Genomic DNA, 19,135 nt, shown 5'->3' on the forward strand with positions numbered 1-19,135 from the left:
ATAATTAAACAGACACAATGATAAAGATTTGCTTAACTACACTTTGCCTTTTATTTATTATCGAATTGAAAGCTCAAAATACGCCAACCAAATGGGTAAATGATCAGAGTTTTTGTTTGAGCGACGATAATTTTGTGAACATTTGGGGTGGAGGAAAAAAAATTCCCGGAGCCTTTTTTGATGAGTATCTACCGGCCTTTTTTGAGCGAAAACTTGCTTTTAAAACTTTTGATCTGAAAGGGTCAACTTTTCAATGGATTCTTACAGGCAATAATGGAGGGATTACCCTGACCATTGACAAAGACTCTATAGAATTAGTTCAGCGATATTACGACTCTTTTGGTTTTAATAAAATGCAAAATCAAAAAATATCCGCCGGCCCTTATCCTCAAAGCAAATTCAGTTCTTTTAAAATATCTGTGACGGGTAAAAATATCAACTCAGTTTCGCTCGCTATAACTCACAACCTGAGCCTTAAATTATATATTAACGATGTGCTATCTAATGAGCAAATCACCCAAATTGATGTTTCCAGACATCAATTGCAAATAATTGGATCAAAAGCCGGTGTTTGTGGTGAGTTGCAAACTCCAGCAACTTCGCATGTTGAAATTAGCGTTAACTCCGCTAAAAAATACCAGGAAATATTAGGATTCGGCGGCATTACTACCCCCACTGCTTTTAACCTGTTAAGTAACCAGGGGAAATCACAATGGTGGGATTTGTTAAAAAAATATAATCTATTACTGCAAAGAGAATATCCGGTTGGCCAAAGGTTAAAGCCCGATTTTAGTAACTGGGATAATTTAAAAGATGCGGTGCCACATTATTATGGTGATAATTTCCCCAATGGAGAGGCATCTGATTTTGCTTATAATAAGAAAATTCAGCAAATGGGAGGGGAGGTAATATTTGAATTCTGGCAATTGCCGACATGGATGGTTAGCAAAGAGGGCGGAAAAAATACGGTAGTTTACGATAAATATGCAGCAGCCATTGTAAATTATTGCAAAACAGCGCGAGTTAAAACAGGCAAGGCCCCATTAATTGTAGGTATTCAAAATGAAGTTACTCAGGCTGCAGAAGTTTGGCAGGAAATGACCAAACATTTACGCAAAGCTTTGGATGATAATAATTTCAAAGACGTAAAAATACACATGCATAATGCCAGTAATTTCAACGCGGGCATTAAAGCACTAAAGGCTTTTTCATCAAATGATACAACCTGGCGTAAAATAGATTATACAGCTTCTAATTTATATGATTACCAGGAATATTTCACCAATCCGGATGGATTTGATATGCTTACCAAAAGCTGGAACAATCTCTTGAAAAGTCCGCTGGAAAAGAAATTTCTCTCAACAGAAATATGCATTAACAGGCCTCAATATCAGTCAGGAAGCTATCGTGTAGCTTTTTTAATGGGTGAACTATACCATAAAAACATAGTCGATCTTAATGCAACTGCACTAATGTATTGCTGGTTATTGGTCAACAACGTTCAACCCAGCTACACCGCATCAAGAAGCCTGTTTACAATAGATGAATCCAGAAATAATACCCCCAAAGCGTCATCTTTTCAATTAAGGGTTTTTGGTGCCTTTAGTAAGAATTTGCTAAAGGGCTTCCAGCGTGTGAAAATTTCATCATCAGATCAAGATTTGTTGATTTCCGCTTACGCTAAAGGGAAGAAAAATGTAGTGATTATACTTAACCGAGGCACAAATTCAAAGGAGATCAAATTAACGGACCTTCCTGAAGTAACTACAATGGAAATTGCAAGCCCTTACCTTGAAAACACTAAGCAAGCGCTTAAACAGAACAATAAGAGCTTGCAAATTGAACCTGGAAGCATAGTTACTTTATTTTAATGGCAGGAGTGCGTCAATGGTGTTTTGTTAAAGTAACAGGTTTAGGCTCGCTTAATTTGGAGGATAAGATTTATGAATTACAAGAAAGATGGGTTTAATGGGCAGCGGGCAATTGTATTACCCAAGTCCATTATTCATAAGTTTTGTTTATTCAATCAAGTTATCAATAAGTCATATATCACCGACATTGGTTATTATCCTAAGGCTAAATTCCATTATCGTAAACGGCCTATCGGAAGTGAACAGAATATTTTAATTTATTGTGTAGAAGGAACAGGAAAAGTAACGATAAAAGCCAACAGTTTTAGTATAGAGCCTGGTGATTACTTCATCATTCCGACTCATATTCCTCATCATTATAAAAGCGATGAAAAGTCGCCGTGGACGATTTACTGGTGCCATTTTAAGGGAGAGCAGGCCGATGCCCTGGTTCAGGCAATTATCAGCAAAGGATGCTCATTCAAGTCGAAAGTTGAATTCACTCAGGAACGCATCGACATATTTAGTAATTTATATTCTAATCTCGAAAAAGGCTATAGCCAGGAAAATTTGATGTATGTTAATATTTTATTTCTTCAATACCTATCCAGTTTTCTGTTTAGTGAAAGGCATTCAGTTTCTCTGAAAGATGACACCGATGATTTCCTTGAAAAATCGATCAGTTATATGCAGGATCATATTGATAAGAACTTAACGCTTGCTGATTTTGCTACGCATGTAAACTATTCGGCGAGTCATTTTAGCTACAGGTTCAGACATAAAACAGGATTTTCACCGATCGAATATTTTAATCAATTGAAAATTCAAAAAGCGTGTCAGTACTTGCAATTCACAGATTTTCGTATTAATGAAATCGCCAATAAAATAGGAATGAATGACGCCTATTATTTTGCCAGGCTCTTTAGGAAAACCATGGGTTTTTCGCCGAAGGGCTACCGGCAGTCATTAACCATTGGAAAGTAAAGGTTCGCAATTGCGAGACAGCTAAACACTTATTTAGGATCCAACGACAGTCTTCGTCTGATCAGTAAATTCGACCCAAGGGAAGGTGAAATCCAATATAATGCCAAAATCGAACCATAACTTCCGCCGCGTTCAATCCATTCAAAAATTTCCAAACGAGGATAAAATAGCTCCGTCCCCATTTTCCAAAAAAAAAGCAAAAGTAATAACGGACGAACGGGTCGGATGAGTACGATGTTTGCCGCAAAAAATTCAACGACCCCGACGATATGCGCCGCTCGAATAGGGTTGGAGAAACCAAGTGATTGAAACTGATCAACCAATGCTTTTTTTTCTAAAATATTTAGCCAACCGTGCCCAGCTAATAATAGAAAAACGATGATTCTTAATGTTTTTTCTGCTTGGAATAATCTTTTTTCTGGTATGACCATATCCGGATCGACTCCTGTAAACCAGTACAATAACGTATTTTTCCCAAGACGGTATAAAATCAACATGACAAGCGGCGCACCATAATTACCTGCACGTTCGATTGCTTCTGCGAAAGGTTCACCAGACAAAGGACGCAATAATGCGGTTATGCTCCCCCAAATTACCAACCAAAGTAAAAAAGCCCTTGTTGGATAAAACAATAAAAAGACACCGATAAGAATATCAAATGTTCCCAACCAGGGCATGAGTTGAAAAGCCTGGGAATGCGCTATTCCAAATACACCAAAGTAGTTTAACCATATTTTTTTTGTTATTACTCCAAACGCTCCATGCCCAACCAAACACATCGAGGAGGCGATACGTAAGGTGTAATGTATTTTTTGTTCTTTCTTTAAGATGTTCATGTAAGCACAAATCGATTATCAAATGAATGGCTTTTGTAATTGAAAAAAGTAAGTGCCCTGCTCCTGTACGTAGGCTTTCATTATTGCTGAATGATGAATAATTGACGGTGTGCTTGACATCCCAAGTGAGCTGTATTGATTTTCAAAACTTGTTGGAAAAGTAGGTCTGCCTGTTCCAAATGACCTAATCCCAAATGACCTAAACCCTGTAGGTAAAGACAATGTAGCCTGTTTCGAAGATTCAGGTCATCATCAAAAGTTAGCAGGTCGGGAAGGGATACGGCAAAGTAATCGATTTTAATATCATCGTTCATGTGTTTAATGCCATGTTCAATGAGTTTGTTAAACACCAAAAAGGCCCTCTCTTCTTGCCCCAGTTTTAACAAAGCTAACCCATTATAGAACATTTTATCAGGTTTTTGGTCATTGTAAAAAACAGCCGCTCTGAGATTTTCCATGCCAACAGTAGCCATTTGGAAATAACGGTCTGCGTTAGATTCGTCCTGTAGTCCCTTATAAGCACACCCCAGCCAATAAAAAATATCATTTTCCTGTGTCCCAAAAAGCTTTCCTTCCCCTAGGTTGGGCGGATAGTTTTGTGCAGCCTCTAGCAAGTTTATCGCTTCCAGATAATTGCTGTCATAATAGTTTTTAATGGCCAAGCCGAGCAAGCTGTATACGTATTGTTCTATTACCTTGCCTTCGCCACCCTCCCAGGGATGAAACCTTCTATCCATGGTCAATTGGTATGCCACTTCGTATTTCCCCGATAAATTATAAAGTGAAATAAGTTCGACATATAAATCGTCCCTGTCGGTGACAACTGACAGACTGTCTTCTAAAAAAGCCAGGCGTTCTTCCAGCGATCTGTTTAACCGTTTATATAATTGGTCAAGTTCCATCAGCACGCGTGCATCAGTTTGATTTAAAGCAAACGCCTTTTCATAACACAAGAGTGCTTTTTTTTGATCTTGTTGTTTATTAAAATAGGCAATACCGAGATTACGCCATACGGTTGGAAAAGTTTCGTTGATATCTACCGACTGTTCCCAAAAATTGATGGCTTTTTCATATTGCCTTTTATCATAAAATAAGTTCCCTAAATAGTATGCCGACATATGATCTGAAGGATTAGCATCCATAGCAAATTTGAGCAAAGCAATTTCGCTTAGCCTGTTTGGAAAACATAAATAAGAATCTGCGTCTGCGGCTTTACGAAGATATTCGATTAGATGTTTGGCCGTTCCTTTCTTCATAGAAAATTGTGTCAACCAAGCTAAAGCATAGTATGTTATTGGTGTCACCGCACCCTGTACAACCGCGATAGCTAACAAATCAGCGCCTTCATTATACAAGCCTGTCGCAGCATAATCCAAGGCATATTCTAGGAAATTATGCGCATCACCCCGGGATAACCGAAGCCAGGTATTTAAATTTTTCTCAGCCTCCTGAACCTGGCCGTTTGTGAGGCAGATATATCTTAATTCAAATAGGGCGCCAAGATTAAAGTTATCACGTCTTAAAGCCTCATTTACGGTTGCTAAAGCTTCCTCATAGCAGCCGAGTTTTCTTAATGCTGCCGCTTTGATTAAATAGGCTTTGTTGTTATTTGCATTAGTATCTATAGAAGCATTGATATGCTCAAGTGCTGACAAAAAATTTCCTCGCATAACGTCTATTTGCGCAAGTGAAAAGTAACTGTTTGTCTTCCATTCACTGCTCCAGGTAGCCTTATAAAACATTGGATATGCTTCATCAAATTTACCAAGATATTTAAGACAAAGCCCCAGATTATAATAAGGCTCACTATCGTATGGGTTTGGGTTATGGCTAATACTTGTTGCGATAGCCTTTCTGAAAAATAATTCGCTTTTTTCGAAATCGCCCCTGCGCAAATACCAGACTCCCAGCGCGTTATTACTCCTAATATCACCCGGATCGCGGTTTATAGCCTCTTCATAATATGGCACAGGACTATAAGTAGCGTGGCGGTATTGTTCGAGATGTTGTCCTGTTAAAAACAATTGCTCATTGCTTTTGATCTCATGAGGCTTCAAGGCCGGTTTAGCCGGTTCGGGCATCGTATTCTTTTTATTCAACGCCGGTTCGTAGCGTAGCAATTCGACATTTGCCGAGGAGATGGTAACTAATAATAAACTTTCGTCATAAGGTATGTGGATAGCAATGTCTTTTTCAAAAACTAGTTCAGGAGAAAGATCCGACACTGTCGTTAATAATTGTTCCCCATTATAAAATAATTTGATGGTTGTTTTTGGGTGGAGAGATGTTGCAAATACTTTTAATGTAATGATCGAATTTGTTTCCAATGTGGAAAGCATCAGATCTTTAGTAGCGTTTTTGACCACGCCAAGTTCACGATAGGGCATGAAGTACTGTGTAAATGTTTTTTGTTCATGTGGCATGATCCAGCTAAAATCTGGTTGATTATCGGTAAAAACACCTGTCATCAATTCGATATAAGGGCCGTCTTCGTCCGTAAGATTCCGGTCCCAGGCGCGCCCAAAATCACTATGTCCCCAGGTCCATTGTTTTTTACCGGGGGAAACATGATGGTCAGCCACGTGAAGCAGGCCGGCACAAGTGTCGTGCTCATAGCCACCGATAAAATCATATTCAGAATTTATAGCCATATAGGAAGTTGGAACCGGTATGTTCTTGTAGCGAGATATATCTGTGCCAGGTGAATAATCTACTTTGTAATACGTTCCGGTAGCTATAGGGAATGTAGATACATCGCGTTTACCGTGGTCAAAAACAGCGTTTACATCAGGTGGGAAAACAGACTGATATTCATCGTTTACTTTAACCGCAGGGTTTGCCCACCACAAAAACGTTTGTGGTAGGTCGGTACCATTATATAATTTAGCTTTTATTTCAATAAATGCTTTGTCAGGATAAAGCGTAAAACCAGCTACAGCTTTTGTATGGAACATTTTCTCAATTTCGTTAACCCATACAGTTTTGCTACCATCCGCATTTTCTTCAATTTTATAGTCAATCGGCTCGAAAGTACTTGGGCGGTGGTGCTGCGGCCAATTAAACTCTATTCCGCCCGATATCCATGGCCCTGTAAGTCCTACCAGCGCGGGTTTTATTACCTGGTTGTAGTAAATAAAGTGTCGCTGTTTGATCTTGTCATATGCCATTTGTATACGGCCGCCAAGCTCGGGCAAAATCATTACCTTGATATATTTATTTTCCAGAAATAAGCCGACATACTCTTTATCTATTTGCTCGTCAAATATTTTTTCAATAACCGGATTAGGATAAACGACCCCGCTGCTGCCCTGGTACACCCGTTTTTCAAAGAACATCGGGTTTTTATCAGGCTTACCAATGCCGTAAGTCGGGATACTAATTTTTTCTTCCCAGGCATTTACAATTAAACTATTCATATTAGTGTCTTATTAAATTCTCTTCAAGTTGTTCTAGCGTTTGGCCCTTGGTTTCGCGTACTTTGGTTTTAACAAATACATAGCCTGCCAGGCAAATAGCTGCATAAAAATAAAACGGGGCGAATGTTCCCAACGCTTTTGCCAGCATTGGGAAGGTAAATACGAGTATGAAATACGCGCCCCAAAGCGATACAATAGCCACCGTTGATGCACGGGTACGTATTTTGTTCGGGAATATTTCTGCTATTAACACCCAGGTTACCGGAGCCAGTGAGAGGGCATAGGTACTAATGGCCAAAAGAACAAAGACAGATACCAACTTGGCCGGAAAATGCTGCTGTAGTAAAACTGCCAGTATAATGTAAATAATGCTCAAACCGAGTGAACCAATCAGCATGAGCGGGCGGCGGCCAAGTTTATCAACCAGCCACATTGCCAGCAATGTGAACAGCAGGTTTACTATCCCGATTGAGATTGTCTCGAATAGCTGCTGATTTAAGTTTGAACCTACCGATTCAAAAATGGTAGAGGTATAATTGAATACTACATTAATGCCGCAAAACTGCTGAAAAACCGCAAGCGTTATGCCTACAAATACCGCCCCGCGCGTGCTTTTGTCCCACAAGGATATTTTGGTTGATTTTACTGTTACCTTTAATGAGGCTTTAATAGCAGAATAGGTTTCATTTGCGAAATCAGATGTGCCAATCTTTTGAAGTACAGAAAGGGCTTGGGTATCCTGGCCGGATTTTACCAGCCAGCGCGGACTTTCGGGTAACCAAAATACACCTAATAAAAATATTAAACCCGGAATGGTACCCAATCCGAACATTAACCGCCAGGCATCATTGCCCAAATCAGCCAAAAAATAATTGATAAGGTTCGTTACCAATATACCGATGACCACCGTAAGTTGATTTATGGCCACGTTTCGCCCTCTTACGTTTGCTGGTGATATTTCTGCAATATACATCGGGCAGAGCATTGATGCCATACCAACACCAATGCCGGCGATAAACCGTAACGCGATAAAAAAAACGATATTTTGAGAAAAGGCGATAATTAATGATGATGCTGCAAAAACTAAGGCAGCTATCATAAGTCCGGGCCGCCTGCCGTACCTTTCGGCTATTTTTCCGGCAATGATACAGCCCACAATACATCCTAAGGCTAGTGATCCCGTAAGGAAGCCTTCACTGGCGGCGGACAATCCAAATTGTCCGCGTAAAAAAGGTAGAGCGCCAGATATCACAGCGAAATCGAAACCGAATAGGTAGCCACCAAGTGCTGAAATAAATGATAATCCGGTAATATAAAGACTGTTATACGGTTTTGGCGTAATGGTCATAATATAAGATTAAGGTGATATTTATGTTGTTTTTCAGTTATGCTTTCTCATTTAACCAAAGCATTTAGTCTATTAATATCTACAGGCTGCGTCGGTGCAAATGCAGGTTGTCCCATATAATTTTCAAGACTAAAAAGCAATTGTCTCGCTTCAGGTCTTTCTTTCGCTTCAGAAAGTAAATCAATACTTGAAACCAATAGTTTGCCATTACCTACCCTGCATTCAAAAACAAGCCCCAATGAACGTGCCGTAACCCAATCATCAATAACCCGAACAATAGGCTTTAACCCTTTAGCGACAGAATCAAGCTTGATAGCATTTGAATGTGACATGGCATCCCACCATTGCCAATCGCTATATTTTTCGGTCGGAAATTTACGCAGGGCCGGGTGTGTAGGGTCGCACAAAATACCAAGCGTGTAGGGTACGTTTCCTTTTACCCATGCTGTGTTCCAAAAAATACTGGAGAAAGCGATATTGATGTCGCCACCCAATTCTTTTTTTAGCGTTCCTTTTTTTAATGTTAACAGCACTTTACCGCCTTTCTGAAGTATGTCCGACGCTTTTGCATCCAATACCTGGGTCACTAATATTCCCGGATCTGATTCCGGATTTTTACGAGGATAGACAAATAGACTCCAGTTATTTTTATACCCTGCAACATTAACCGTTAAAATAAGGCGCGATGCACTTTTAATATTAGCTAATGATGAACGGATATGCCCTAAAATAATTCCATTTCCAACAGGGATGTTTTGCTTAGACAGTTTTCCCTGAAACAAGACTTTTCCGGCGGTATTACGGATATCCCAGGAAGGCGTAATGTTTTTTAATGCACCTTCACTAAATTGAGCTACCTCTACCGGTATATCTAAAGCTTCGTCATTATTGTAAATCATCTTAGGCATCCGCACCAATGGTACAACCTTATTGCAAAACGCGCTAAACTGTGGTGCATTTACATAGCCCTTATCTTCCCAAAATGCATTTATAACGCCTACCAATGCGGTGCCTTGGCCGGGAAAATCAGACAATCCCAATAGTTGGAAGCCGCCAAAATCTTTAGTCCGCAAAGCTGCTTCAATCTCTGCCTTGTAACATAGCGTTTGTAATTTTCCTGAAGCGTAAAGAAAATCGGGTGCCAGCGCACCTAATCCATTTGCTTGCAATGTATCCCGGAAAATTTCGAAGTTCTTGGCTTTTAATACACCCGTGTATTTAGAGATCTCTGTAAAGTCAGGATAAACACACCATTGACCAATTTCGTGACTAACCGTAGGGTTTTTAAAACGAGAAATCGCCTTAGACCAATCATAATCTGAAGAGGGAGGCTTACTATTGATAACAGTTTTAAGAATAGGGGCACCATGAGCAATACGGGGAGCATCTGTACTGTTATAGTTGCTTTCCTCGATAATTGGCCAACCAGCACCGGACGTGTATACTCTGCGAGAATCTTTTTCCTTCCAGTAAGTTACAAATTTTCGAAGATAATCAACCAAGTGTTTGCCCGATGGTTCATTTCCATAGGCAAGCAAGCAAAAGGAGGGATGGTTGCCATAAGCTTTTGCAATATTTCTACTTTCTTCATATAAATAATTATCCAATGGGCCACCGTCGCCAATGGTTGTTGTCCAGCCGCCCCATGATGAGCATTCAATTTGTAAGTATATCCCTAAGCGGTCAGCCGCTTCAAAAGCCGCCTCGGGCGGGCACCAGGAATGAAAGCGCAAATGGTTTAATCCATAGTCTTTACATTTTTTTAATTCTTTCATCCAATAAGCTAAATCCGTTGGCGGAAAGCCTGTTATAGGAAAAGCTGCACATTCCAAAGTGCCACGTAACATGGTATGTACACCGTTAATCGTAAAATAGCTACCTTCGGCTTTAAATTCCCGCATACCAAAGGTTGTTTTTTTCTGATCGATAACATTTTGGCCATTTGAAACCGAGATGTTCATTTGGTATAGGTTTGGATGCGCTTCACTCCATAACAAAGGCGAAGTTTTAAAAGGACAAACCAATTCAATAACAGAATCTTTACTGCTCACCAGTATTTTTTTGGTGATCGTATTTAATGTATTGGTTAAATTATTGCTTGCTGAGGCTCGTAGCTTGATCTCCACAGATTTAGTGCCTGAATTGACATTATTCAGCCTAATATTCACCCTTACTATTTTATGCTTCACATCAGGATATAGCTGCACATCGTTGATTGAAATAGCTGGAATGGCTTTTAATAACAATTGACCAACGATCCCATTCCAGTTGGTTTGGGTATGATCGGAAATACTATGAGAGTTCTGGCCAACATCCAGATCCCTTACGGCATTATCAACCCGTATAGTGATCCTATGAGTACCGGCAGCCGATATTGCTCCCAAATCAAATACATGAGCAGTTCCTAAACTGTTTTGTGAGCCAACTTGTTGGTTGTCAATCCAAACGGTGGTTTGCCAATGTGGGCGCTCAAGGAAAAGTTGCACATGCTTCCCTTTCCACGAAGCCGGAACGTTTATGTTTTTTTGATACCAAGCAGCCCCTTTATAATATTTTTCAGGCTGCAGCCAAAAAGGAATTTTTATGTGCCCGGGTACGCGGTATTTAGCATAAGCTGGTTTTGAGAAATAGCTGGAATCCAGAATGCTTCCCGTCCACAAAGTATGTATACTAATTTCATCGCCCAGATGATTGCTTGTCATAGAACCAGGTAGGTTGATTGTACCGGGGAGTGAAGCATTGAACCATTGTTTATCAAGCCCTTCGTTTTTTGGATCCATTTTAAAATTCCATTTCCCAGCTAAATTGAGTGAAAAGGGCTGGTTTGATTGGGCTTGAACGATTGATACTCCGTAAAGAAATATCCCAAAAATCAATAGATAGGATTTGTTTTTTAACATAAACTTTAATTTATATTTTAACTGGCAAAAAGCCTCTTTTTTCTATTTACAATATTATCTAACTAATACAAATGGCGGATGATTAAAAACTGGACATTCTAACGGAATTAATAGATAAAATAACTATTCCGAGTAATGATGGCCATATAAAGTTACGCAATCGTTGCCGTTAAAAACTTTGTAGGTAACTTGCTTTCAGATCATTACAATTTCTTTACTTTGGCAATTCAATGTAACTTAATAAACTCTTTATCGTTTTTGATCTAAATGTAACTATGAAAACTTGTTTAATCTTTTTTGTTTTAACCATCCGTTTAGCTGCTTACTCCGCTTCTCCAAAACCAGAACAAAAACTAATAGTATCCCGCCTGTTTTCTGACCATATCGTTTTGCAGCAAAAAACAAAAGTGAATATCTGGGGCTGGGCAAATCCGGGGCAAAAAGTTCAGGTAGCAGGTACCTGGGGCAAACAGGCTGCCGTTGTTGCCGGTGAGGATGGTAAATGGAAACTTAAACTGCAAACACCTGTAGCGGGTGGGCCTTACCAAATCAGTATCCGAACAATAGAAAGCGCTATTGAAATTAAAGATGTGCTGATCGGCGAGGTTTGGATGGCATCCGGGCAATCAAATATGGATATACCGTTAAAAGGATGGCCTCCGGGTGACACCATCTTTAATTCGGCACAGGAAATAAAAAACGCGGATTATCAGGCGATTCGTTTCATGAAAGTGCCTTTCGGAGTTTCCGCTACGCCCCTGGATTCTACTGGTGGTAAGTGGGTAGCCTCATCACCTGCAACCGCAGGCGGTTTTAGTGCTGCCGCTTATTTCTTCGCAGTACAGCTTCACAGAAAGCTAAAAGTACCCATTGGCATCATACAATCCTCTATAGGCGGAACACCGGCGGAGGCTTGGACAAGCAAGGGTTACCTAACCAAAATAGGAGATTTTAATAAAAAAATAGCACAGCAGGATACTGACCGCCGCACTCCCCCTAAAATTAACAGCAATTCGCCAACCGTTCTTTTCAACGCGATGATCAATCCTTTGATACCGTACACGATCAAGGGCATTATCTGGTATCAGGGAGAATCAAATGTTGGCCGGGCAGAGCAATATAAACGCCTGTTCCCGAATTTAATTGAAGACTGGCGAGATAAGTGGGGTGAGGTGTTGCCGTTTTATTATGTGCAGTTAGCACCCAATAATTATAAAGCTGCTGATCAGCATGAACAAGGCCAGAAAATTAGAGCTGCGCAAAACTATGGTTTAAAATTGCCTAAAACCGGGATGGTGAGCACACTGGATATCGGCTATTTCGTAACATCTCATCCGCCTCATAAACAAGAAGTTGGCGAACGATTAGCCAGGTTTGCGTTCAAAAATGAATATGGTTATAAAGATATGGTCGCCTCGGGCCCGATATTCAAAAAGGTTAGTGTGTCAGGCAGTAATTTGATTGTCGAGTTTAATGGGACTGGAAGTGGTTTAACGGCCTCAGCTCAAGGTCTGGATAATTTCGAGATCGCTGGAAAGGATTCTGTTTACATCACTGCGAATGCAAAAATAGAAAACAATAAAGTCATTATTAGCAGCCCTGAGGTAAATAAGCCTTTATTTGTCAGATATGCCTGGGGCGATACCAAAATTGCCACTTTGTTTAATAAAGAAGGGCTCCCTGCTGCAACGTTCACATCAGAAAAGTAACATGTTTAATATGATTAAGATCAGTTGTGATCTTTCGGTACATACCTAACTTGTCTTCGATCAAGCGGATCAGCCCGTCTTTGAGTTTAATTAGGAAGATCGGGATGACTTTCTTTCGTTTGCTGATGTCGAGTAATTAGTGGTAGGATTCTTTGATCTCCATTTGGAAGACAAATTCAAAGATGCCGACCATTTCGCTTACGTTGATATTGCCGTTATTGATTGATCCGGAGGCTTTCAGGGAATAGATGAGTTCTATGGCATCGGTCGGGCTGGGGATCCAGTTGGGATGGGCAAAAGGGAATATCTTTTGGCCTTCCAGTGGGAGGATAGGTTCCTGGCCGATCACGGCGTTTGCTAACTTGAGGTAATGCTGGAATTTTTCGTTGGCGATGATTTTAGACAATTTATAGTCATGTTAATGGTGACATAAAGTTACGTTTCGAAACTTCAGTGAGCTGGAAGAATAATTGTTAAACTTGACGGGAAATATAATTCTACAAACTCAATAAACTTTTCGGGCTGATTTATGCGAACAGTTATTAAGTTATAGTTGGTTTTCAGCATTTCATTAGTTAAAAGTTTGTCGAAATTCCAAGGGTGAAAGGTTGGTTTTTGTCTTAAAAAACTTGCTAAAAGATTGTGGATGTTCAAACCCCAATTCGTAGGCAACCTCACTTACAGTTGATTTGGTGGTTGATAACTTTTCTTTTGCTTTGTCTATTAATCTATTGTGGAGGTGTTGTTGCGCATTTTGCCCGGTTAAGGAACGCAAGAGGTCACTTAAATAGCTTGAGGAAATATTTAATTGTTCGGCGAGATATTGAACATTAGGCAGTCCTTGCGTTAGTGCTTTTTCATGGTCGAAATAATTGTTTAAAATTTCTTCCAGGTTTTGCAGCAAATCGTTGTTCACAACTGTGCGAGTTATAAATTGTCGTTTGTAAAAACGATTGCTGTAGTTTAAAAATAATTCTATCTGCGAAATAATCACATCTTGACTAAAATCGTCAATTCTACTTTGTAATTCATCATGAATTATTTTGAAAATTGAAAATATTGTCTCCTTTTCTTTGTCGGAAATATGCAATGCTTCATTTGCCGAATAGGAGAAAAACCCGTACTGCTTTATTTTTTTTGCCAATGGATAGGATAACAAAAAGTCGGGGTGGATTAGCAACATATAGCCTGTACTCTCAGTTTTATGTACCTCAAAAATTTGATGGGGTGCAGTATAAACCAATCCGCCTTCTCCAAAATCATAATAGTGCTGCCCATATTTTGCTTGTCCGCAAAGATTCGACTTATAAGAAATTTTATAAAAATTGAGTATAAATGAATTACCCAATTCTTCCGACCGAATTTTTACTTCTTCAATGTCAACAAAACTTATCAACGGGTGCAAAGGCTTTGGTAAGCCCAGCACCCGATGTAATTCGGTTAATGAATCGACCTTTCGCGAAGTATTTTCTACTTTTTTCATAGTTCAAAATTATAAAAATGTTTTTTACATTGTCACCAAGGACATTCACCCGTATTTGGGTTGTATTCTTCTGCAAAAAATTTACCTGTTGGCCCATCGTTACCAATCATGGCATATTTGGATATACGGGCGGACGCTTCCTCCACAGTTCCTGACCCACGGTGGCCATTAAAATCAGTCGCAACAAAGCCTGGACAAACCGCGTTTACTTTAAAACTTTCATCCTTCAATTCATAAGCCAATGCGATGGTGTACATATTCATAGCTGCTTTTGACGGCGCATATACTGCTGATTTATGATCGTAATACTTCCAAGAAGGGTCACTATGCAGCGTTAAGGAACAGCCACTTGATGATACGTTTACGATACGGGGTTGCTCTGATCGACGTAATAAATCTACAAATGCCTGGGTAACTCTCACTACGCCCAATAAATTAGTGTTAATTACATTTTGAAGTTGTTCTATACTTGAATTTAGTGCGCCTTGTGGCAAACCCCCGTTAATACCTGCGTTGTTTATAAGTATGTCCAATATATCTGTTCTCCTGCCCAATTCAATTCGTGCAGCTCTTACAGATTCGTCATCGCCAACATCTATTTGTATGACTTCTACATGATTTAATCCGTCAGCTTTTAACTTTTCAATTGCTGCAAATCCATTTGCTAAACTGCGGCTACCTAAATATACGTAATATCCTCGTTGTAGTAGTAGTCGAGCTGTTGCAAAGCCAATGCTCTTGTTAGCTCCTGCGATCAATACCTTTTTCATTGTTTTATAATTTATTGATTGTAAACTAAAGCGAATTCATTAGCAAAATCAGTCATTTTAACTTTACCCAACAACGGTTTATTTTTATAGAAATCTTCGTATAAAATACCGCTTTCTTGTGCTGCTTGCATTTCAATAAATCCGTTAGCGATCCAATCATTCATTCCTGAAGTAACCACATCGCCAAGCAATTTTTCTGGAGCTACAATTGACCATTTTAACTCTCGTATCCCTATTGCTTCGCCTAAAATTGATGCCACTTCGTTTGGTGAAACTTCATCACTTGCGATATAGCGAACAGTTCTGCTTTCAAAAGGCAATTCAATCTCGTCTACAATAACATCTGCAATATCTAATGGTGAAACCCAAGGTTCTTTTTGTTCACCTCCATAACTTTGCAAAATCTCTCTGTCAGTTTTTATACTTTGCATAAATCTGAAAATATTAGTGTAAAAAGCGACCGGTCGCATAAATTTGATAGATACATCATTTGGAAGCTGATTCATGCTATTTTCAACGATGTTATAAACAGAAAGACTGCCAACACCTTTGCTTGTGTGCGCTCCAACACTACTTAAATATACAACTTTTTTTATGCCTACCTGCTCAATGGCTTGCTTGTAATTGTTGGCGATTTGGTCAAATTCGGCAGGAAAATCGATGGTGTTATCAAAGATGTTACCAATTGCATCCCAGGAAATCATTAGGTAAACAACGTCAGCGTCCTTGAACGTGAGGGTTAAAAAATCCAGATCCTTCATACTGCCAATAGCAGCTTTTGCTCCGATAGCTTCAATGTCTTTTTGTCTTTCGGATTGACTGCTGATAACAATTACCGAATGTCCTCTTTTTACTAAACTTTGTGTGAGAGGTTTCCCAATACGACCCAACGATCCTGTAAGTACGATTTTCATGTTTCTTTTTTTAAATTTAAAACACAAAGGACGACTGATGGCTTTTCTTGAACGTAGCTAAATTGAGGATTGTTGTAGTTAAAATGAGAATATCGTCAAAGAAACGGTTAGTTTAGTGTTTCGTAAATTACTGCAAAGGATTTGGCAAAGTGACTACATATGTCGAGCTGCTTATTTTGTTTTCCCGCTATTTCCACTATAGCTACTAATACCAATACTTATTTTTCTAATACAAACTTCGTCGTTGCTTTTGGTGTTACAGGGATAAAAGTTAACAAGGTTACGTCAGGATCACGTAATAATAGGAATTTCTGCGTCTTTGAACAAGATATTATTTATACTAAATATCCTTCGTGAATCCAGGATAATAATAACTGCAGTTTTATTTCTTTTGGTTCGCTGAAGCAGTCGGAAATCTTTAATCAGCCATTTTTTAAGCGAGTTATTTCCAATGATCTCTTTCCGAAAATGCATGCCCCAGCCCAAGATCTCATCGATAAGCTTGTGCATGGAACTGACTAATGCCCGAGAGGTTAATCCTTAAACCGAAAGGGGAGAAGTTTCTTAAAGCCTGGGCCTTTATCAAACGTTACCGGCACACTACGCAACTGCAACAGCAAAACTTTTGTCTGCAAACTAATAACTCGCCAATGAAGCCGAACTTAGGAGTAATGGTAATCAGCTATGAGAATTATTTCAACTAGGCGATCCTATTGTGCTATACGCTGATATGACAAGATCGTTCGGTGATCATTAACCTGGTCAGTAACGCTGTAAGTACGCACAACAGGTAACAGCGATAAACCTCAAAGGTTAAATTAGGAAGAAATCAGCTGCTTTGATGTACTACCGACATCCACCCGCTTTATCCGCAAATTATTTACGACATCACCTTACTGAAACGAATCATGTCCATGCGTCCTAATTTGGCATGGGTGTTTACATGGGTGCAGAAATAGTCTGCCATTGTAATGCTGCATAATAACTTTTACCACATTCTTAATCCAATAGCGGTAAATCAAAATAAAAGGTAGATCCGTCATCGCCGGTACTGCTTACATTGATCTGGCCATCATGGGCCTTAATAATTTCAGCGGCAATATATAGCCCCATTCCGAAACCTTCGATCTTTCGTGCCTTTTCATGGCCGGTTCTGGAAAATCTTTTAAATAAACTAGCTTGGTTTTCCTTTGGTACGCCAATGCCGCTGTCAGTCACTGAGGTTCGTACTGTCTTTGCCGCTTCATCTACAACGACGTTCACGATGATCTGGCTCGCCGCGGGAGAATATTTTATGGCATTGCTAAGCAAGTTGGTCACCACTTGGCTGATGCGCTGCCGGTCTGCTGAAACGCGTGCATCAGACATTTCTTTAACCACAATATGGTGCTTTGTATTTGCGTGATCGACTTCATGAACCAGGTCAATGATCAATTCCAATAAAACGAAAGGCTCTTTTTTAAGCTGTATTGTGCCAGTTTTAAAAGCAGAGGCGTCCAGTAGGAAAGAGGTTAGGCGGCTCAGCTTTTCTGATTGCACCATAATCCGCTCAATGGTCGTATTGACCCGGTCACTCCCTTTACCTTTAAGTTCCAGATTTAGAATCTGTGTATAAGAGCGGATAACCGAAATTGGCGTTTTCAGCTCGTGACTGGCTACACTGATAAAATCCTCTTTAGCTTGTTCCAGCTTGCGCTGAAGCGTGACATCCTGAAACGTCAGTAAATGCTGTCCAATCGACTTAAAAGTCTGAAATACTTTCCGGCAGGATACCAGCAAAATGCGTTCTGGCACGTCGCCTGACCCATTGAGAAATAGTTCGAAATTCTCGAAACTGTCATAATGCTGCATCTCTACTTCCAGGGGTTTGCTATCCAGCATTGGCGACATAACCTCAAAAATATTCTTCCCTTCTGCGTGCAACTTATCGACCGAAAAAAGTTTAAAAAATGCTTTACTGCCGGAATTTACCGTTAGGTCCGCATTTAAGATCAACATCGGCTCTTTCGAGGTTTCCACAATACTCTGTGCATACTTTCTGGCTTCCAAAGCCTCGTCTTCAGCTTCTTTACGGCGACTTAGATTTCTTAAGATCTTGGTAAAACCGATATGCTGGTCTTCACTGTCATAAAGTGGGAAGACCAAGCCGCTGGCCCAAAACAACGAGCCGTCTTTACGTTGATGGTAACGTTCGTCTAAGCCACGGCCTTTTTTCAGTGCCTCGGCAAATTCGTGTGCCGGCACACCATTTTTGCAATCCTCTTTTGTAAAGATCACATCGGCTGATTGCCCGCATATATCTGCCTCGCTATAACCAAGAATATGTTCTGCACCCCGGTTCCAGGAGGTGACTACGGCCTGTTTGTCCGTAGTAAATACACCGTAATCTTCCAGACTTTCCAATATGTTTTTATAGAAATCTTCCCCAAACGGGGCTTGCTTTTTGTTTTTCATAAACTACTTCAGATTATTGGTTTTTAATTCCAATGCCGAATTGATCACTGATTCCAGATCCGCCAGATCGAAAGGTTTGGCAAGGTAATTATCCGCGCCGGCCAGATCGGCAATGATTTTAATATCGCTGTTGGCCGAAAAGTAAATAACCGGGATTTGTTTAAGCTCATCGGATGCTTTTAGTTTCTGTGTGGCGACTACACCACCTTCATCCGGTATCCAGTTATCCATTAAAATAACAGCAGGCTTAACCTCCGTAATTTTTTGAATGATATCGTTGCAATCTGCTGAAGTATACACTATCCAGCCCTTCTCTTCCAGAATATAGGAACAAATCGAAAGAATGTCTTCGTCGTCATCAAAAATAAAAATACTTTTAATAGGGGGTTTCATAAGCGGTGGGTACGATTTGAGCAGATTTCAAAATTAAGCTAAAACCATATCATAACCTAATCTCGCAAATTTACCCGT

General features: G+C 39.9%; 13 protein-coding genes. 3 read left to right on the plus strand and 10 right to left on the minus strand.

What is annotated here, in order from left to right:
* Positions 1-17: 17 nt before the first annotated feature.
* Together ABIB50_RS00080 and ABIB50_RS00085 are read left to right on the plus strand one after the other, a co-directional pair.
* Positions 18-1,871 carry a hypothetical protein gene (locus ABIB50_RS00080; protein WP_429376178.1) on the plus strand — a complete coding sequence of 618 codons (1,854 nt, stop codon included), beginning with the start codon at positions 18-20 and terminating at the stop codon, positions 1,869-1,871.
* A gap of 72 nt (positions 1,872-1,943) precedes the next feature.
* Positions 1,944-2,834, plus strand: coding sequence for an AraC family transcriptional regulator (locus ABIB50_RS00085; RefSeq protein ID WP_429376180.1), 891 nt, complete (start codon positions 1,944-1,946; stop codon positions 2,832-2,834).
* A gap of 29 nt (positions 2,835-2,863) precedes the next feature.
* Here the strand turns inward: ABIB50_RS00085 and ABIB50_RS00090 are convergent, their stop codons facing one another.
* The 4 genes from ABIB50_RS00090 to ABIB50_RS00105 all read right to left on the minus strand — a co-directional run bounded on the left by ABIB50_RS00090 (position 2,864) and on the right by ABIB50_RS00105 (position 11,334).
* The gene (locus tag ABIB50_RS00090; RefSeq protein WP_429376182.1) at positions 2,864-3,670 is read right to left on the minus strand and encodes a hypothetical protein; all 807 of its coding nucleotides are present in this window, start codon (positions 3,668-3,670) and stop codon (positions 2,864-2,866) included.
* Positions 3,671-3,750: 80 nt separating this feature from the next.
* Complete coding sequence (locus ABIB50_RS00095; RefSeq protein WP_429376183.1) at positions 3,751-7,086, minus strand: DUF5107 domain-containing protein; 3,336 nt, start codon at positions 7,084-7,086, stop codon at positions 3,751-3,753.
* A 1-nt stretch (position 7,087) separates the two neighbouring features.
* Positions 7,088-8,434 (minus strand): sugar porter family MFS transporter, encoded by a 1,347-nt coding sequence (locus ABIB50_RS00100; protein ID WP_429376184.1) that lies wholly within the window; start codon positions 8,432-8,434, stop codon positions 7,088-7,090.
* A 47-nt stretch (positions 8,435-8,481) separates the two neighbouring features.
* Positions 8,482-11,334: a sugar-binding domain-containing protein gene (locus ABIB50_RS00105; RefSeq protein ID WP_429376185.1), complete on the minus strand. Its 2,853-nt coding sequence runs from the start codon at positions 11,332-11,334 to the stop codon at positions 8,482-8,484.
* Between the two features lie 275 nt (positions 11,335-11,609).
* Between ABIB50_RS00105 and ABIB50_RS00110 the strand changes: the two genes are divergently transcribed.
* Complete coding sequence (locus tag ABIB50_RS00110; RefSeq protein ID WP_429376187.1) at positions 11,610-13,043, plus strand: sialate O-acetylesterase; 1,434 nt, start codon at positions 11,610-11,612, stop codon at positions 13,041-13,043.
* A 136-nt stretch (positions 13,044-13,179) separates the two neighbouring features.
* Here ABIB50_RS00110 and ABIB50_RS00115 read toward each other — a convergent pair whose 3' ends face one another.
* From ABIB50_RS00115 to ABIB50_RS00140, 6 genes are all read right to left on the minus strand, one after another.
* A complete protein-coding gene (locus ABIB50_RS00115; RefSeq protein ID WP_429376189.1) occupies positions 13,180-13,449 on the minus strand; it encodes an RteC domain-containing protein in 270 nt (89 codons plus the stop codon).
* A 165-nt stretch (positions 13,450-13,614) separates the two neighbouring features.
* Entirely contained in the window at positions 13,615-14,526 is a 912-nt protein-coding gene (locus tag ABIB50_RS00120; RefSeq protein WP_429376191.1) for a helix-turn-helix domain-containing protein, read from the minus strand.
* Positions 14,527-14,558: 32 nt separating this feature from the next.
* Complete coding sequence (locus ABIB50_RS00125) at positions 14,559-15,296, minus strand: SDR family NAD(P)-dependent oxidoreductase (protein ID WP_429376193.1); 738 nt, start codon at positions 15,294-15,296, stop codon at positions 14,559-14,561.
* 11 nt (positions 15,297-15,307) lie between these two features.
* Entirely contained in the window at positions 15,308-16,210 is a 903-nt protein-coding gene (locus tag ABIB50_RS00130) for an NAD(P)H-binding protein (protein ID WP_429376195.1), read from the minus strand.
* Between the two features lie 999 nt (positions 16,211-17,209).
* The gene (locus ABIB50_RS00135) at positions 17,210-18,664 is read right to left on the minus strand and encodes a PAS domain-containing sensor histidine kinase (protein WP_429376197.1); all 1,455 of its coding nucleotides are present in this window, start codon (positions 18,662-18,664) and stop codon (positions 17,210-17,212) included.
* A gap of 3 nt (positions 18,665-18,667) precedes the next feature.
* Positions 18,668-19,057: a response regulator gene (locus ABIB50_RS00140; protein WP_429376199.1), complete on the minus strand. Its 390-nt coding sequence runs from the start codon at positions 19,055-19,057 to the stop codon at positions 18,668-18,670.
* Positions 19,058-19,135: the final 78 nt, after the last annotated feature.

This window comes from Mucilaginibacter sp. UYCu711 (genome assembly GCF_050433825.1).
In the GTDB taxonomy this organism is placed as follows: Bacteria; Bacteroidota; Bacteroidia; order Sphingobacteriales; family Sphingobacteriaceae; genus Mucilaginibacter.

Coding starts and splice junctions, on each gene's coding strand:
- ABIB50_RS00140 (WP_429376199.1), bottom strand. CDS start 19,057: ATGAAACCCCCTATTAAAAGTATTTTTATTTTTGATGACGACGAAGAC.
- ABIB50_RS00105 (WP_429376185.1), bottom strand. CDS start 11,334: ATGTTAAAAAACAAATCCTATCTATTGATTTTTGGGATATTTCTTTAC.
- ABIB50_RS00085 (WP_429376180.1), top strand. CDS start 1,944: ATGAATTACAAGAAAGATGGGTTTAATGGGCAGCGGGCAATTGTATTA.
- ABIB50_RS00125 (WP_429376193.1), bottom strand. CDS start 15,296: ATGAAAAAGGTATTGATCGCAGGAGCTAACAAGAGCATTGGCTTTGCA.
- ABIB50_RS00130 (WP_429376195.1), bottom strand. CDS start 16,210: ATGAAAATCGTACTTACAGGATCGTTGGGTCGTATTGGGAAACCTCTC.
- ABIB50_RS00110 (WP_429376187.1), top strand. CDS start 11,610: ATGAAAACTTGTTTAATCTTTTTTGTTTTAACCATCCGTTTAGCTGCT.
- ABIB50_RS00080 (WP_429376178.1), top strand. CDS start 18: ATGATAAAGATTTGCTTAACTACACTTTGCCTTTTATTTATTATCGAA.
- ABIB50_RS00120 (WP_429376191.1), bottom strand. CDS start 14,526: ATGAAAAAAGTAGAAAATACTTCGCGAAAGGTCGATTCATTAACCGAA.
- ABIB50_RS00095 (WP_429376183.1), bottom strand. CDS start 7,086: ATGAATAGTTTAATTGTAAATGCCTGGGAAGAAAAAATTAGTATCCCG.
- ABIB50_RS00090 (WP_429376182.1), bottom strand. CDS start 3,670: ATGAACATCTTAAAGAAAGAACAAAAAATACATTACACCTTACGTATC.
- ABIB50_RS00135 (WP_429376197.1), bottom strand. CDS start 18,664: ATGAAAAACAAAAAGCAAGCCCCGTTTGGGGAAGATTTCTATAAAAAC.
- ABIB50_RS00100 (WP_429376184.1), bottom strand. CDS start 8,434: ATGACCATTACGCCAAAACCGTATAACAGTCTTTATATTACCGGATTA.